This window comes from Modestobacter sp. VKM Ac-2977 (assembly GCF_026968045.1).
Taxonomy (GTDB): domain Bacteria; phylum Actinomycetota; class Actinomycetes; order Mycobacteriales; family Geodermatophilaceae; genus Modestobacter.
The window spans coordinates 452,302-468,420 of sequence record NZ_JAPVBQ010000004.1; the positions used below are offsets into that span (position 1 = coordinate 452,302).

13 protein-coding genes are annotated in these 16,119 nt (G+C 73.7%); 2 read left to right on the top strand and 11 right to left on the bottom strand.

What is annotated here, in order from left to right; translation table 11 throughout:
• Positions 1–14 precede the first annotated feature (14 nt).
• Positions 15–1,460: a hypothetical protein gene (locus O2V63_RS18720; RefSeq protein ID WP_269169029.1), complete on the top strand. Its 1,446-nt coding sequence runs from the start codon at positions 15–17 to the stop codon at positions 1,458–1,460.
• An 89-nt stretch (positions 1,461–1,549) separates the two neighbouring features.
• Here O2V63_RS18720 and O2V63_RS18725 read toward each other — a convergent pair whose 3' ends face one another.
• The 10 genes from O2V63_RS18725 to O2V63_RS18770 form a co-directional block, all read right to left on the bottom strand.
• Positions 1,550–3,199, bottom strand: a complete 1,650-nt coding sequence (locus O2V63_RS18725; RefSeq protein ID WP_269169030.1) for a DEAD/DEAH box helicase — start codon at positions 3,197–3,199, stop codon at positions 1,550–1,552.
• A 229-nt stretch (positions 3,200–3,428) separates the two neighbouring features.
• Positions 3,429–4,508: an adenosine deaminase gene (locus tag O2V63_RS18730; RefSeq protein WP_269169031.1), complete on the bottom strand. Its 1,080-nt coding sequence runs from the start codon at positions 4,506–4,508 to the stop codon at positions 3,429–3,431.
• 41 nt (positions 4,509–4,549) lie between these two features.
• Entirely contained in the window at positions 4,550–5,365 is an 816-nt protein-coding gene (locus tag O2V63_RS18735; protein ID WP_269169032.1) for an ABC transporter permease, read from the bottom strand.
• The gene (locus O2V63_RS18740) at positions 5,362–6,264 is read right to left on the bottom strand and encodes an ABC transporter ATP-binding protein (RefSeq protein WP_269169033.1); all 903 of its coding nucleotides are present in this window, start codon (positions 6,262–6,264) and stop codon (positions 5,362–5,364) included. Before O2V63_RS18740 ends, O2V63_RS18735 begins: the two co-directional genes overlap by 4 nt.
• A gap of 145 nt (positions 6,265–6,409) precedes the next feature.
• Complete coding sequence (locus O2V63_RS18745) at positions 6,410–7,687, bottom strand: thymidine phosphorylase (RefSeq protein ID WP_269169034.1); 1,278 nt, start codon at positions 7,685–7,687, stop codon at positions 6,410–6,412.
• Positions 7,684–8,091 (bottom strand): cytidine deaminase, encoded by a 408-nt coding sequence (locus tag O2V63_RS18750; protein WP_269169035.1) that lies wholly within the window; start codon positions 8,089–8,091, stop codon positions 7,684–7,686. The genes O2V63_RS18745 and O2V63_RS18750 overlap by 4 nt, the downstream gene beginning before the upstream one ends.
• Entirely contained in the window at positions 8,091–9,371 is a 1,281-nt protein-coding gene (locus O2V63_RS18755; RefSeq protein ID WP_269169036.1) for an ABC transporter permease, read from the bottom strand. The genes O2V63_RS18750 and O2V63_RS18755 overlap by 1 nt, the downstream gene beginning before the upstream one ends.
• A complete protein-coding gene (locus O2V63_RS18760; RefSeq protein ID WP_269169037.1) occupies positions 9,368–10,624 on the bottom strand; it encodes an ABC transporter permease in 1,257 nt (418 codons plus the stop codon). The genes O2V63_RS18755 and O2V63_RS18760 overlap by 4 nt, the downstream gene beginning before the upstream one ends.
• Positions 10,621–12,168 carry an ABC transporter ATP-binding protein gene (locus O2V63_RS18765; protein ID WP_269169038.1) on the bottom strand — a complete coding sequence of 516 codons (1,548 nt, stop codon included), beginning with the start codon at positions 12,166–12,168 and terminating at the stop codon, positions 10,621–10,623. Before O2V63_RS18765 ends, O2V63_RS18760 begins: the two co-directional genes overlap by 4 nt.
• 172 nt (positions 12,169–12,340) lie before the next feature.
• Positions 12,341–13,393 (bottom strand): BMP family lipoprotein, encoded by a 1,053-nt coding sequence (locus O2V63_RS18770; protein WP_269169144.1) that lies wholly within the window; start codon positions 13,391–13,393, stop codon positions 12,341–12,343.
• 314 nt (positions 13,394–13,707) lie between these two features.
• Between O2V63_RS18770 and O2V63_RS18775 the strand changes: the two genes are divergently transcribed.
• Positions 13,708–15,030, top strand: a complete 1,323-nt coding sequence (locus tag O2V63_RS18775; RefSeq protein WP_269169039.1) for a D-alanyl-D-alanine carboxypeptidase family protein — start codon at positions 13,708–13,710, stop codon at positions 15,028–15,030.
• Here the strand turns inward: O2V63_RS18775 and O2V63_RS18780 are convergent.
• Positions 14,957–16,084: a YihY/virulence factor BrkB family protein gene (locus tag O2V63_RS18780; protein WP_269169040.1), complete on the bottom strand. Its 1,128-nt coding sequence runs from the start codon at positions 16,082–16,084 to the stop codon at positions 14,957–14,959. The genes O2V63_RS18775 and O2V63_RS18780 overlap by 74 nt on opposite strands.
• Positions 16,085–16,119: the final 35 nt, after the last annotated feature.

Sequence of the window (16,119 nt, forward strand, 5' to 3'; positions counted from 1 at the left end):
GGCAGGATGGGCGGGTGCCCAGGCCCAGCATCGTCCCCATCGCCCTGACCCTCGACGACCGCACGGGCTACACGCTCTGGGCGCCGCCGTGGGAAGAGGACGGCGAGGAGTGGCAGGCGTTCCTCGGCAGCACCGTCGACGTGCCGGCCGACATCAACGACGACGACCCGGAGGCCCCCGGCCCCACCGCCGTCGTCCACCTGTTCCCCTCGCCGGCCGCACTGGCCGCCTTCTGCCGGGTGAGCACCGATCACGACCTGGTCGACCACCCGGTCTGGCCCGTGGTGTCGACGCTGGGCGCCGCCGACCTCACCCCCGACGAGGACCACCGCTACGACCTGGACGGCGTCTACGACATCGTCGCGGAGAACCCCGACCGCTGGGCCGTCGAGGAGCTCGCCGCCGACGTGGACATCGTCGGCCGGCTCGCCGAGTGCTGCGACACCACCGGCGACGAGGACGACGAGGACCTGGACGACGACGAGACCAGCTTCGAGGCCGTCGCCGAGCTGGTCTCCCGCCCCGAGGTCGCTGCGCTCGGCCTGGGCGTCGGGGCGTTCCTCGGCCGCAGCGGCGAGGAGAGCTGGGCACGGCTGGGCACCGCCGTCGACGAGCTGTGGGAGGACGTCCTCGAGGAGCTCGACGAGCACCTGGACTGGACCGGCGCCGGCACCGTGTCGGCTGACGACTACCCGTCTGCTGCCGAGGAGGCCGAGGCACGCGCCGCCGACCCGGACGACGAGGACGACGAGGACGACGACGAGGACGTCGTCGCCCCGACGGACCGCCCCGCCGCCGGCTCGACCGCCGCCAGCCCGGCACAGGCGTCCACGGCCGGGGTCCGGACCGTCCGCAGCGGCAGCGGGCTGACCGCGACCCCCGCGGCCGTCGCCGCCGCCCAGGAGTTCTGGGAGGCGGTCGGCATCCTGCCCGTGGAGCTGGTGCACCCGCAGGGCGCCGGGGTCACCCTGCGCTGCTACGTCGACGACCGGGCGCGCTTCCTCGGCCGGGACGGGCAGGTGTTCGTCTTCCCCACCCCGGTCGAGCTGGCGCGGTTCTGCGCCGGCGACGAGGCGCACGACCTCACCGAGATCGCCTCCTGGCCCGAGGTGGCCGACACCGACACGATGCCGCTGCCGGCCGACGAGGACCGCTACGACCTGTCCGCGCTGGCCGAGGTGCTGGCCGAGGTGGCCGGCGGCGCCGGCGGGCTGGTGACCCACCAGGCACTGGCCCAGCCGGCCGAGGGTGCGCTGGACCTGGCCGAGTACGCCGGGCTCCCGCGGGTGCAGCAGCAGTTCGGCCCGGGCGCCGCGCTCGGGCAGGCCGTGGCCCGCGGCGAGACCGAGCCGACCGCCCCGCTGTCGGGTGAGGACGCTGCGGTGCTGGCCGGGGCATGGTCCGACGTCCTCGCCGACATCGGCACCGCCCTGGTCTTCCGCAGCGACGTCGAGCGCTAGGGAGACCCGGAGACGGCAACGGCCGGCCCCCGCGATGCGGGAGCCGGCCGTTGCCGTTCAGGCCCCGTCGCTACCGACGGGGCCCCTGCTCAGTAGGAGCGGGCCGGGCGCGAGGGCCGGCCGCCAGCGCGGTGCCCCTCGCTCGAGCCGCGGTAGCCACCGGTGCGCCGCTCGCCGCCGCCGGAACGATCCCGATCGCCGTAGGAGCGCTCGCCCGAGGGGCGGTCTCCGTACGAGCGGTCGCGGTCGCCGGAGGGACGGCCAGCCGCACTGCGATCCCGATCGCCGTAGGAGCGCTCGCCCGAGGGGCGGTCTCCGTACGTGCGATCGCGGTCGCCGGAGGGACGGCGCGGGCCGCCACGGTAGCCACCGGGGCGCTCGCCGGTGGGGCGGCGCCCACCGGAACCGCCGGCCGGACGGCGCGACTCGCGCACCGGACGGACGATCGGCTCGACGAACGTGCCACCGGCGACGAGGTCCGCGATCGGGGCGTCGCCCGGGCGGATCCGCGACACCTGCGGGTCGAGCTTGGCCTGGCGGAACCGGCGCTTGGCCTGGCCCACCTGGTCGGGGAGGAGCAGCGAGACCACGACGCCTGCGGCACCGGCGCGCGCGGTGCGGCCGGAGCGGTGCAGGTAGGTCTTGTGGTCTGCCGGCGGGTCGTAGTGCAGGACCAGCGACACGTCGTCGACGTGGATGCCACGCGCGGCGACGTCGGTGGCCACCAGCACCGGGCTGCGGGCGTCGGTGAACGCCTCCAGCGCGCGACGCCGTGCCGCCTGCGGGAGCCCACCGTGGATGGGCTCGGCCGCGATGCCGACCTGCTGCAGGTTGCCGGCCAGCCGGTCGGCACCGTGCTGGGTGCGCACGAAGATGATGATCCGGCCCGGACGAGCGGCCATCGCCTCGGTGATCTTCAGCTTGTCCGGGAAGGACACGCTGTAGGCGAGGTGCTCGGCCTGCGGACCGGTGTCCTCCGCCTTGGCGACCTCGTGGCGGGCCGGGTCCTTGAGGTAGCGACGCACCAGGGTGTCGACCTCGCCGTCCAGGGTGGCCGAGAACAGCAGCCGCTGGCCGTCGTTCCGGGTCTGGTCGAGCAGCTCCTTGACCACCGGCAGGAAGCCGAGGTCGGACATGAAGTCGGCCTCGTCGATGACCGAGACGACGACCTCGGAGAGGGTCGCCTCGCCCTGGTTGATCAGGTCCTGCAGCCGCCCGGGAGTGGCGATCAGCACGTCGACGCCGCGACGCAGCTGCTGGATCTGGCGGTACATCGAGGCACCGCCGTAGACGGCGGCCAACTGGACGCCGTTGGACTGCCCCAGCGGGGCCAGGTTGTCGTGCACCTGCTGGGCCAGCTCGCGGGTCGGCACCAGGATCAGGCCACGCGGCGCGCGGCGCCCCTGCTGGGCGTCGGCACCGAGCCGGGCCAGCAGCGGGAGGCCGAAGGCCAGCGTCTTGCCCGAGCCGGTGGCGGCCTTGCCGAGCACGTCGCGCCCGGCGAGGGCGTCCGGCAGGGCGGAGGTCTGGATGGCGAAGGGGTGACGGATGCCCTTGCGCTCGAGCGCGGTGACCAGTGGCTGGGGCAGGCCCAGCTGGGCGAAGGTCGGGCCGGTGGGCTCGGGCGCCGCTTCGGCCACGGGGGCCTCGGCGACGGGCGCGTCGAGGACGGCGGCGTCAGCCGGGGCGTCCTGCAGAGCGGGGGTGTTCTGAACGTCGACAGAGTCGAACGAGGACAAGCGGGGACTCCGATACAGATCGGCGCGCGTCCCGTGGTGAAGGTGGTCGCCGGATGCCCGGCGTCCACGCTGGTGATCGGGGGCGTCTGCTATGACGCGTGATCTGCACGGATGCGCTGTGCCCGGACAGGACCGTCCGGGAGGATGACCGGCGTTCACCGGCACGATCAGGTTAGCAGCGACGGCACCCGGATGATTCCCGCGCCCGGGTGACCCTGCTCGCCCCGCCTCAGGGACGCAGGGCCTCGAAGCCCGGGCGGAGCACGTCGGTGAACACCCGGGCACGCACCGCGTCGTCGGCGAAACCGCCGCGCAGCGCCCGCTCGGCGACCGCCTGCACGTCGTCCCAGCCCCACCCGAACGTGTCCACGACGGCGGCCAGCTCGCTGGTCGCCGACACCCCGCTCATCAGCCGGTTGTCGGTGTTGAGGGTCACGGTGAAGCCGGCCCGGTGCAGCCGGTCGACGGGGTGGTCGGCCAGCGTCGGGTAGGCGCCGGTCTGCACGTTGGACGACGGCGCGACCTCCAGCGGCACCTGCTCGTCGCGCACCCGCTCGGCCAGCTCGCCCAGCGGCCCGTCGACCGGCACCTCGTCGGCGATCCGCACCCCGTGGCCGAGCCGCTCGGCCCCGGCGCCGTCCAGGGCGGCCCGGATCGACTCGATGCCGGCCGCCTCCCCCGCGTGGACCGTGCGGTGGGCACCGGCGCGGTCCAGCAGCTCGATCGCCGCGGGGATGCGGTCCGGGGGGAAGCCGTCCTCCGGCCCGGCCAGGTCGAAGCCGACCACGCCGGCGTCCCGGTGCCGCACGACCTGCTCGGCGACCTCCACCCAGCGGTCGGCCTGGCGCATCGCGCACAGCAGTGTGCCGACGACGATCGGGCGCCCGGCTGCCGCGGCCTCCCGGCTGCCCTGGGCGTAGCCGTCGAGCATCGCCTCGACCGCGGCGTCCAGCGACATGCCGCCGGCGGTCAGCAGCTCCGGCGCCATCCGCACCTCGGCGTAGACGACCCCGTCGGCGGCCAGGTCCAGCGCGCACTCGCGGGCCACCCGCTGCACCGCCTCGGGGCGCTGCATCACCGCGACGGTGTGCGCGAAGGTCAGCAGGTAGCGCTCCAGCGACCCGGAGTCGGCGGCCTCGCGGAACCACCGGCCCAGCGCCTCGGGCTCGTCGGCGGGCAGCTCGCGGTAGCCCACCTCGTCGGCCAGCTCGAGCACCGTCTGCGGCCGCAGCCCGCCGTCCAGGTGGTCGTGCAGCAACACCTTCGGCGCGCGGGTGAGGGTCTCGACGTCCAGGGGCGCAGCGGGCATCCCCGCACGTTACCCAGGCGTTCCCGGGCCCCTGCGCTGCGTCACCGGTCGACGCGGTCCTGCCAGCGGAAGGTGCGCACGCAGAGCACCAAGCCGACGACGCACCAGATGGCCAGCACCAGGGCGACCCGGCCGAGCTCCCAGCTGCCGGCCGGCTCCTGGGCGGCCAGCGCGTCCGGGAGGAACACCGAACGCAGCCCCTGCGCCATCCACTTCAGCGGGAAGACCGCAGCCACCGTCTGCAGCCAGGTGGGCACCTCGCTGAACTGGAAGAACACCCCGGAGATGAACTGCAGGACCAGCGCCACCGGGGTGACCGTCGCCGACGCCGAGCGTCCGTTGCGGGCCAGGCTGGAGACGGCGATCCCCAGCAGCGTGGACGCCGCCGAGCCGAGCGCGGCGACCCAGGCGAAGGTCAGCCACTCCGTCCCCGACGGGAGGTCGACGCCGTAGAACACCACCCCGATGACCAGCAGGATCGCCACGATCGCCACGGTGACGACCAGGACCTGGACGACCTTCCCGACGAAGTAGGCGCTCTTGGGCATCGGCGTGCCGGCCAGGCCCTTGAGGGTGCCGTCGCTGCGCTCGGTGGCGATGCCGATGGCCATGTTCTGCAGGCTGGCGCCGAGGATCCCCGCGGCGATCACGCCGGCCATGAAGTACTGGGTGAAGCTGACCCCGGAGCCGAGCTCGTAGTCCAGCACCGCGCCGAACACCAACAGCAGGATCACCGGGAACATCAGCGTGAAGACGACGGACTCCCGCTGCCGGAAGAACTCCTTGAGCTCGACCCCCGCCCGGGTGCGGCAGACGCTGCCGATCGACGGCAGCGAGCATTCCTCGGTCGTGGTCATGACGGTTCGCCGATCATCCGCAGGTAGACGTCCTCGAGCGTCGGCCGGGCGACGGCCAGGTCGGGCACCTCGCCGGGGAAGCGGATGGCCAGCTCCGCGACGAAGGCCGTCGGGCTGGCGGTCTCCGCGGTGCGCCGGACGCCGTCCTCGGTCCAGCTGACGACAGCCGGGGCCTGCCCACGCCCGCCCAGCGCAGACGGGACCGCCACCTCGACCAACCGGCCCCGGGTGATGACACCGACCCGGTCGGCCAGCTCCTCGGCCTCGTCGAGGTAGTGCGTGGTCAGCAGCATCGTGGTGCCCAGGTCGCGCAGCGAGCGGATCAGCGACCAGAACTGCCGGCGGGCCTCCGGGTCGAAGCCGGTGGTGGGCTCGTCGAGGAAGAGCAGGCGGGGCCGGCCGACGATGCCCAGCGCGACGTCCAGCCGGCGGCGCTGACCGCCGGAGAGGGTGCGCCCGCGGGAGCCGGCCTTCTCGGTGAGCCCGACCAGCTCCAGCACCTCGGCCGGGTCCCGCGGGTCGGGGTAGTAGGCGGCCTGGGCGCGCAGCAGCTCCAGGCAGGTCAGCTGGCTGTCCCCGGCGCCGGACTGCAACACGATGCCGAGCTCGGCCTTCCAGCTCCGCCCGCCCTCGGCCGGGTCCACGCCCAGCACCCGGACCTCACCGCCGTCCCGCGCGCGGTACCCCTCCAGCACCTCGACGGTGGTGGTCTTCCCCGCACCGTTGGGGCCGAGCAGGGCGAAGATCTCCCCACGCCGGATGTCCAGGTCCACGCCGTCGACGGCGTTGCGGTCGCCGTAGCACTTCACCAGCCCGCGGATGCTGATCGCGGCATCCGGATCGAGTGGGGTGGACTGCTGGACCGCTCCGGGCGCGGGTGCGGCGGGCGTTCGGGTCACGAACGGTCAGTGTCCTCTCCCCGGCTGTGCACCCCGCGCCGCCCCTCCCGGACGATCATGGAGCCGGCGGGACGACTCGCCGGCTCTGACCCCCTCGCAGGGCCCCGCCGCGAGCCTGCGAGTGGTGGGGGGCGAGGGGGTCCTTCTAGATCCGGTCGAGGACGAGCGGGAGCGGCTCGTCGTCGGTGTCGACGCCGATCGCGCCTTCCAGCGCCTCCAGGGCGCGCGGGATGCGGGCGGCGTCGTCGGTCTGCAGCTCCAGGAGCGGCTGCCCGGCGGTCACCTGCTCCCCCACCCCGGCGGTCCAGACGACGCCGGCCGCGGCCGACACCGGGTCCTCCTTGCGGGCCCGGCCGGCACCCAGCCGCCAGGCCGCCACGCCGAGCGCGTAGGCGTCCAGCCGGGTCAGCGTGCCGGTGGCCGGGGCGGTCACCACGTGCCGCTCGGCCGGCTGCGGCAGCGCGGCGTCCGGGTCACCGCCCTGGGCGGTGATCATCCGGCGCCAGACGTCCATCGCCCGGCCGTCGGCGAGGGCGTCGGCGGGGTCGACGTCGTCCCGGCCCACGCCGGCGAGCATCTCCCGCGCCAGGGCGAGGGTCAGCTCGACCACGTCGGCCGGCCCACCCCCGGCCAGCACCTCCACCGACTCGGCGACCTCGACCGCGTTGCCGGCGGCCCGGCCCAGCGGCCGGTCCATCGCCGTCACCAGAGCCACCGTGCGCACCCCGGCCGCCTCGCCCAGCCCGACCATCGTGCGGGCCAGGGTGCGGGCGTCGGCCGGGTCGCGCATGAACGCACCGGACCCCGTCTTGACGTCCAGCACCAGCGCGTCGGCGCCCTCGGCGATCTTCTTGCTCATGATCGAGCTGGCGATCAGCGGGATCGACTCGACGGTGCCGGTGACGTCCCGGAGGGCGTAGAGCACCTTGTCCGCCGGGGCCAAGTCCGAGCCCGCGGCGCAGATGACCGCACCGACGTCCCGGAGCTGGGCCAGGTAGGCCTCCTCACCGACGTCGGCCCGCCACCCGGGGATCGACTCGAGCTTGTCCAGGGTGCCGCCGGTGTGCCCCAGCCCGCGGCCGGAGAGCTGCGGGACGGCGACCCCGCAGGCGGCGACCAGCGGGGCCAGCGGCAGGGTGATCTTGTCGCCGACGCCGCCGGTGGAGTGCTTGTCGGCGGTCGGGCGGCCCAGCGAGGAGAGGTCCTTGCGGACGCCGGAGTCGATCATCGCCTGGGTCCAGGCCGCGAGCTCGTCGGCGGACATCCCGCGGAAGAAGACCGCCATGAGCAGGGCGCTCATCTGCTCGTCGGGCACGACCCGGTCGGTGTAGGCACCGACCACCCAGCGGATCTGCTCCGGGGTCAGCGGCCGGCCGTCGCGCTTGGCCCGGATGACGTCGATGGCGTCGAAGGGCTGGGTCATCGGGACGCCGCCTTCACCAGGTCGTCGGGGCCGAACGCGTCGGGCAGGACCTCGCGCATCGGCACGATCCCCAGCGACACCGTCTCGATCATCATCTCGGCTCCCCCGTGCTCCCAGAGCAGTTGCCGGCACCGGCCGCACGGCATCAGTGGCTGCCCGTCCCCGCCCACGCAGGCCACCGCGACCAGCCGGCCACCGCCGGAGCGGGCCAGGTCGCTGACCATGCCGCACTCGGCGCACAACCCGAGCCCGTAGGAGGCGTTCTCCACGTTGCACCCGGTGACCACCCGGCCGTCGTCGACCAGGCCGGCCACCCCCACCGGGAACCGTGAGTAGGGGGCGTAGGCGTGACCCATCGCCTCCCGGGCGGCGCTCCGCAGGGCGTCCCAGTCGATCTCGGGCACTAGTGCTCTCCTCGTCGGTAGACCAGCCCGTCGGCCTTCGGCGGCCGCAGCCGTTGCGAGGCCAGCGACAGGACCAGCAGCGTGGTCAGGTGCGGGGTGAAGGAGACGATGCCGTCGGGCAGCTCGTCGATGGTCCAGAAGGCGGCCAGCGCCGCGGCCGCGAAGGCGGCCGCGATGATCGCCTGGGTGTGCTTGCCACGGACGACCTGCCAGACGGCCACCGCAGCGAGCAGGAACGCCACCAGCAGCAGCAGTGCCACCACCGCGGTCTGGCTGCGCAGCTGGAGGGCATCGGCGAAGCCGAACAGGCCGGCACCGGCGGCCAGGCCACCCGGCCGCCAGTTGCCGAAGATCAGTGCGGCCAGACCGATGAAGCCGCGCCCGTTGGTCTGCCCCTCGCGGTAGATGTTGGCGATGAAGACCAGGAAGACGCCGCCCAGGCCGGCGAGCATGCCGGAGATGACCACCGCGATGTACTTGAGCCGGTAGACCGGGACGCCGAGGGAGTCCGCGGCCGCAGGGTTCTCCCCGCACGACCGCAGCCGCAGGCCGAACGCCGTCCGCCAGAGCACCAGGTAGGCCGCCGGGACCATCAGCACGGCCAGCACGGTCAGCACGCCGACGCCACTGCTCACCCCGCGGAGCAGTCCGGCCAGGTCGCTGATCAGGAACCAGCGCTGGGACTCCAGGTCACCGAGCAGGTCGGGGCCGGAGGAGAGCACCGGCAGCGAGAAGCTCGGTGGACGGCTGGACAGCGTCGGTGACTGGGTGACCCCACCGCCCGCGGCGTTGTCGGTGTAGAGGAGCTCGGAGAGGAAGCGGACGACGCCGGCGGCCAGGATGTTGATCGCCACGCCGGAGACGACGTGGTCGACGCCGAAGGTGACGGTGGCGACGGCGTGCAGCAGGCCGCCGAGCGCCCCCAAGATCGCACCACCGGCCAGGGCACCGGCCCAGCCCCACTGGTAGCCGGCCCAGCCGGCTCCCCAGGTGCCCAGGATCATCATGCCCTCGAGCCCGATGTTCACCACGCCCGCGCGCTCGGCGAACAAGCCGCCGAGGGCGACCAGCAGGAGCGGTACGGCGAGCAGCAGCGCGGCGCCGAAGGTCGACGACGACGTCAGCGCCTGCTGCCCGGAGATCACCCGGACGGCGGAGAACAGCACCAGCAGCCCGACCAGCAGCCAGGTCACCCTCCTCGCCCGGCCACCGCCGAGGAACAGCTCGGTCAGCGGGCCACGGCGGGTGCCGGAGGTGGGTACGGCGGTCACGGTGCTCATGCCCCTGCTCCCTGACGGCTGTCGGTGCGGCCGGGTTCGCCGGTCGCGTTGCGGACCCCGACGCCGGTGCCGGTGCCGGTCGTGGGGCCGACGTCCGGTGGCGGCCCGTCACCGGGCCCCTGCCCGTCACCGGTGCTGCCGTCCCCGGAGGTGGGCGGCGCGACGGCGCTGCCACCCTCGGCCTGCCGCCTGGTCACGCGGCGGGCGACCTCGTTGGCGACGACGACGGCGAGCACGATCGTGCCCTGGATGATCGTGACCACGGAGGCCGGGATGTCGGCGAACTGCAGCGGGATCGCGGCCCGGTCCAGGAAGGCGAACAGCAGCGCGCCGAACGCGATCCCCAGCGGGGAGTTCCGGCCCAGCAGTGCCACGGCGATGCCCAGGAAGCCCAGGCCGGCGGTGAACTCGGTGTTGTAGCTGCGCGCGTCGCCCAGCAGGTCGGGCATGCCGATCAGGCCGGCGATGGCGCCGGAGATGAGCATCGCCTTGAGCACCATCCCGCGGGCGTCCACCCCGCTGGCGGTGGCCGCGGACGCCGACATCCCGGTGGCCCGCAGGTCGAAGCCGAACCGGGTGCGCTTGATCAGCACGGCCACGGCGATGCCGACCAGCACGGCCACGACCAGGAAGCCGTAGAGCTCCGAGCGCGGTTCGGCCAGGCCCAGCCCGGTGAGCACGCCGTTCAGGCCGGGGAACCAGCCGGACTCGGGGATCGGGGTGGTGGTGATGATCGAGGCGCCCTCGGGAGAACCCCGCAGAGGCCCGGTGAGCAGGTAGGACGCCAACCCCAGGGCGATGAAGTTGAGCATGATCGAGCTGATCACCTCGCTCACGCCCCGGGTCACCTTCAGCACGGCGACGATGCCGGCCCAGAAGGCCCCGACCGCCATCGCGACGACCACGATGAACAGCAGGTGCAGCGGCCCGGGCAGGGCCACCGCCGCACCGGCGCCGGCGGCCAGCACCGTCGCGATCCGGTACTGGCCCTCGACCCCGATGTTGAACAGCCCCATCCGGAAGGCCACCGAGACCGCCAGCCCGGCCAGGAAGAGCGGCACCGCCCGGTTGAGCACGACCACGATCGCCTGGGTCTGCTGGTCCGGTGAGTCACCGAAGTCGAACATCACCCGGACCGCGGTGGCCGGGTTCTGGCCGATCAGCGCGATGACGGCCGCGGACAGGGCGAGCGCCACGACCAGCGCGATGGCAGGGGCCATCAGCGACAGACCCAGCCGGCGGAGGGCGGTCACGCGGCACCGACCGAGTCGTCGCCGCGCGCCGCGCCGGTCATGTGCCCACCGAGTTCCTCCGGGGTGACCTGCCTGGGGTCCAGCGTCGCGACCAGCGCGCCGCGGAGCATCACGTGCAGCGTGTCGGACAAGCTGATCAGCTCGTCCAGGTCGGCCGAGACCAGCAGGATCCCCATCCCCTCCGCACGGGCGTCCTTGAGCAGTTCCCAGATGCCCGACTGGGCGCCGACGTCGACACCGCGGGTCGGGTGGGCGGCGACCAGCAGCCGCGGGTGCGCGCTCATCTCCCGCCCGACGATCAGCTTCTGCTGGTTGCCTCCGGACAGGGCGATCGCCGCGGTGTCCGGCCCGGGCGCCCGGACGTCGTACTCGCGCATGATCCGGGCGGTGTCCGCCCGGGCCGCCTTGCGGTCGATGAACGCGCCCTTGACCGCCGGTGGCCGGGTCTGGTGCCCGAGGATCCGGTTCTCCCACAGCGGCGCGTCCAGCAGCATCCCCTGCCGGTGCCGGTCCTCGGGGACGAAGCCGATGCCGCCTTCGCGGCGCCGGCGGGTGCTCCAGTCCGCGATGTCCTCGTCGCCGAGTCGGAGCTCACCGGCGGCCAGCGGCCGCAGGCCCATGATCGCGTCGACGAGCTCCGCCTGGCCGTTGCCCTCGACCCCGGCGATGCCGACGACCTCCCCCTCACGGACGGTGAGGGTGACGTCGTCGACGACCGCCCGGCCACCGGCCGCGGCGGTGACGGTGACCCCGCGCATCCGGAGGACGGGGACCTCCCGCACCGTGGAGTCGCGCTTCGCCGCGACGGGCAGCTCGGCACCGACCATCAGCTCCGCCAGCTCCTTGGCGCTCGTCGTCCGCGGGTCGGCGGTGCCGACGGTGGTGCCCCGGCGGATGACGGTGATCGAGTCGGCGACCTTGCGCACCTCGTCCAGCTTGTGCGAGATGAAGATGACGGTGAGGCCCTCGCGCTTGAGCTCGGCGAGGTTGCCGAACAGCTCGTCGACCTCCTGCGGGACCAGGACGGCGGTCGGCTCGTCGAGGATCAGGGTGGTGGCGCCCCGGTAGAGCACCTTCGCGATCTCCACGCGCTGCCGGTCGCCGACGCCGAGTTCCTCGACCAGGGTGTCGGGGTCCAGGCCCAGCGCGTAGCTGTCGGAGATCTCCTGGATCCGGCGGCGGGCCGCACTGCGGTCCAGCCGGCCGCCCTTCGTCGGCTCGCTGCCGAGCACGACGTTCTCCAGCACGGTGAAGTTGTCGGCCAGCATGAAGTGCTGGTGCACCATCCCGATGCCCGCGGCGATCGCGTCCGCCGGACTCCGGAAGCTCGCCGGCTCCCCGTCGAGCAGGATCTGACCCTCGTCGGGGCGGTGCATCCCGTACAGCGTCTTCATCAGCGTCGACTTGCCCGCGCCGTTCTCGCCCACGATGGCGTGCACCTCGCCGCGACGGACGCGCAGTTCGATGTCCTTGTTGGCCACGACGCCGGGGAAGCGCTTGGTGATGCCGCGCAGCTCGACCGCCAGTGGTGCCGACTCGTTCAACGGGGTCTCCATGTGGGCGCAGGACCGGGGCTGGTGACCGGAGGTCTTCCGGTCGTGAGCGCGTCGGACGACGTCCGGTCCGACGCGGAGACGGTACACACGGAAAACGGCGGGCCCGGGGGCGTGTACCGCCCCCGGGCCCGCCGCGTCCGTGCTGCTCAGGACGAGCGCGTCACGGGATCGCCGGGACCTCGATCTCGCCGTCGATGATCTGCTGGCGGAACTCGTCGATCTGGGTCTGGATGTCGTCGATCTGCCCGCCGGAGGTGGACAGGCCCACGCCGTCGGTGGACAGGTCGTTGACGATGTCCTGACCGCCCTCGACGGCGCCCTCGGAGTAGTCGGAGATGAAGGACTCCACCGCGTTGTCGACCCGCTTCAGCATCGAGGTCATGATGACGGCCTGCAGCGCCGGGTCACCGACCGTCTCGTACTGGTCGGAGTCGACGCCGATCGCCCGGCCACCGGAGGCGGCAGCAGCCTCGAAGACACCCTGACCGGAACCGCCGGCCGCGTGGTAGACGATGTCGGCGCCGGCGTCGAACATGCCCTGGGCGACGATCTTCCCGCGGGCCGGGTCGCCGAAGCCGGAGAAGTCACCAGCCGGCGAGATGTACTGGGTGTCGATGACGATGTCCGGGTTCACCGCCTTGGCACCCGCCACGTAGCCGGCCTCGAACTTCTGGATCAGCGGGTTCTCGACGCCGCCGACGAAGCCGATGTGGTCGGTCTCGGACTTCAGCGCCGCAGCCGCGCCCGCGAGGAAGGACCCCTCCTCCTCGGCGAAGAGCAGGCCGGTCAGGTTCTCGGCGCCCATCTCCTCCACCGACGAGTCGACGACGGCGAACGTCGTCTCGGGGTACTCGGCGGCGATGTCACCGATGATCTCGCCGTAGGCGAAGCCGACCCCGATGACCGGGTCGTAGCCCTGCTCGGCCAGCTGGGTGAGCAGCTCGGCCCGGTCGGAACCGTCGTCGTTGGGCGACAGCTCCTGGACCTCGCCGCCGAGCTCCTCGATGGCGGCCTCGACACCGGCGTAGGCCGAGTCGTTGAACGACTTGTCGCCGCGACCGCCGGTGTCGTAGGCGAGCCCGACCATCAGCTCATCGCCGGAGGCGCTGCCGCCTCCGCCATCGCCGGAACCGGTGTCGGTCTCGTCACTCGCGCAGGCCGCCAGGGCCATGCTGCCGGCCAGCAGCAGAGCTGCGGCCTTCATCCCACGCACTCGGCGCAAGACGGTCTCCTCTCTGAGAGGGCTCCTCCGACCAGTGGTCGGAGGGAGCCCCGGTGCGGTGTGTTCCAGGCCTGCTGCGCCGTCCGGCTCACACGTACCGGCTCACGGTTACGAGGCGGTTCCGACGGCGACGTGCGCACGCTAACCGCGGCTCGGGCGCCGGAGACCCCCAGGCGAACGGATAGAGACCCGATCGTTGCCAAGGGGCAACACCCGGCACATACGACGGGCCCTCCGGGAGACCTCCGGCACACCGTCGACCGCCGCTGTTCGATCGGGCAGGCCACCGCGGGTTAGCGTCGGGCATGCGCCGACCCCTGCCGCTGCGCCGGCTGACCGCCGTGCTGCTCGTGGCCGGGCTGTGGGTGATCGGGCTCCTGCTGGCCTCCGCCGGCCCGGCCCTGGCCGAGTGGTCCCGGCCCACCGTCGACCCCTCGGCGCCGACCCCGACCACCCCGCACCCGAACGGGCCGCCGCAGGGCAGCGCCCCTGACGGCAGCACCGTCGGCGGCGAGGGCCTGGACACCCGCGGCCTGGTGACCGTGGCCGGTGCACCGCCGCTCCCCGAGGGCATCGACGCCCGCGGCTGGCTGGTCGCCGACGCCGGCACCGGCGCGGTGCTGGGCGCGCGGGACCCACACGGCCGCTACTACCCGGCCAGCACCCTCAAGGCCCTGACGTTGCTCACCCTGGCGCCCGTCCTGGACCCCGCCCTGGTCGTCGAGGGCACCGTCGAGGACGAGGCGATCGAGGGCAGCCGGGTGGGGTTGGTGCGCGGCGGCCAGTACCCCGTCGACCTGCTCTTCCGCGCCCTGGTCATGCAGTCGGGCAACGACGTGGCCAACGCCCTCGCCCGGGCCGCCGGCGGGGTGGGGCCCACCCTGGCCGCGATGAACGAGACGGCCGCCCGCCTCGGCGCCCACGACACCGTGGCGGGCACCCCCTCCGGGCTGGACGTGGCCGGGCAGTCGTCCTCGCCCTACGACCTCGCGCTGATCCTCCGCCAGCTCGTCACCGACCCGTACAGCCTGGACGTGCTGCAGACCCGCACCGCACAGATGCCGACCGTCGGGACCTACGAGGGCTACCAGATCCAGAACCAGAACACCCTGCTCAGCAGCTACCCGGGCACCCTCGCCGGGAAGACGGGGTTCACCGACGCGGCCCGGCACACCTTCGTGGTGGCCGCCGAGCGCGACGGCCGGCGCCTGGTGGTCAGCGTCATGCAGGCCGAACGACGCCCGGTGCACGAGCTGGAGCAGGCCCGGCGGCTGCTGGACTGGGGCTTCGCCGTCCCGGCCGACGCCGAGCCCGTCGGCCGGCTGGTCGAGCCCGGTGAGGTCGCCGCCGCGATGGAGGCCGCGGAGGCCGCCGAGCAGATGGCGGCCGAGAAGACGGCGGCGATGGCGGCGGGCCCTGCCGAGACAGCGGCCGCCACCCCGGACACCCGAGCCGGCACGGGCTCCGTGGCAGCTCCCGGCTCCGCGACGAGCACCGCACCCCTCGTGCCCGCCGGGATGGCGGCCGGCGCGCTGGTCATCGTGGCGGCCACGGTCATCGGCCGGCGTCGGGCGGTTCGCCGGGTCGCACCGCCCGGGCCCGCCCCCGATGTGCACGACGGGCGATGAGCCGGGGCAGGAACCGGCCCGCAGTCGCGCCGACGACCGCGCCGGCCCCCAGGAGGGCGACGGCGAGCCGGCCCGGGGCCGGGCTCGCCGCGCGCTCGTCGACCCGCGCCATCTCCGGCAGCGGCGTCGGCCCCGGTGGCCCGTGCGGGACGAGGGTGTCGGCGTGCTCGATCGCGGGGAGCGTCGCCGTCCAGCACGCGGTGAAGAACGCGAACCGGCAGACCACGTTGATCCAGACGATCAGGCCGACCAGACCGCCGAACGTCGAGGCGGTCACGTTGCCCCCGATGACCGTCAGGTAGAGGCCGCCGACCAGCTTCAGCGCCTCGAAGCCCACGGCGCCGAAGAACGCGCCGGGCATCAGCTGCCGGTGGCCGAACGGCGTGCCCGGCACGCCCCTGAGCAGCCACAGGAACAGCAGGACGTCCCCGGCCACGGCCAGCACGATCGGCAGCGTCCGGGCGAGCAGGAAGAAGCCGGGCGCCTCGTCGACCTCGGTCAGGCCGAACACCCGACCGGCGATGCTCGTCGCGCCGGTGGTGAGCGCGATGCTGAGCACGCCCGCGACGCCGAACCAGAACAGCGACAGCAGGTCCCTGGCCCGGTCGGCCAGGAACTGCGGCGGGTCCGCCCGACCCCGCCAGACGATGTCCATGCCGATGCGCAGCTTGTCCATGGCGGCCAGCCCGATGAACACCACACCGAACAGGCCGACCACACCGAAGGTGGTGGCGCTGTCGACGGCCGTGGTGACGGTGTCCGCCAGGCTGTCCCCCGTCTCCCCGGGCACCGCGTCCCGCAGGGCCTCGAGGAGCTGGTCCTGCAGCAGCGGGTTGCCCCGCAGCACCAGCCCGGCGACCGCCACGAGCAGCAGGGTCACCGGCGCCAGGGCGAGGAAGACGTAGTACGTCACCCCGGAGGCCATCAGGGTCGCGTGCACCCGGATGTAGCGCCGGCCGGCGCGGATCAGGTGGTCCAGCCAGGAGCGCCGGGCCCGCTGGCGCTGCAGGGACCGCTTCGCCGCACCGGCCGCACGGCTGACGGGGTTGGTCACCGGAGCCAGTCTGGGTGTCGCCCAGCGACCTCGCG

Excerpts from the sequence above, each read along its gene's own strand:
- O2V63_RS18730 (WP_269169031.1), bottom strand. The coding sequence starts at position 4,508 with ATGCCCGCTGCGCCCCTGGACGTCGAGACCCTCACCCGCGCGCCGAAG.
- O2V63_RS18735 (WP_269169032.1), bottom strand. The coding sequence starts at position 5,365 with ATGACCACGACCGAGGAATGCTCGCTGCCGTCGATCGGCAGCGTCTGC.
- O2V63_RS18775 (WP_269169039.1), top strand. The coding sequence starts at position 13,708 with ATGCGCCGACCCCTGCCGCTGCGCCGGCTGACCGCCGTGCTGCTCGTG.
- O2V63_RS18755 (WP_269169036.1), bottom strand. The coding sequence starts at position 9,371 with ATGAGCACCGTGACCGCCGTACCCACCTCCGGCACCCGCCGTGGCCCG.
- O2V63_RS18745 (WP_269169034.1), bottom strand. The coding sequence starts at position 7,687 with ATGACCCAGCCCTTCGACGCCATCGACGTCATCCGGGCCAAGCGCGAC.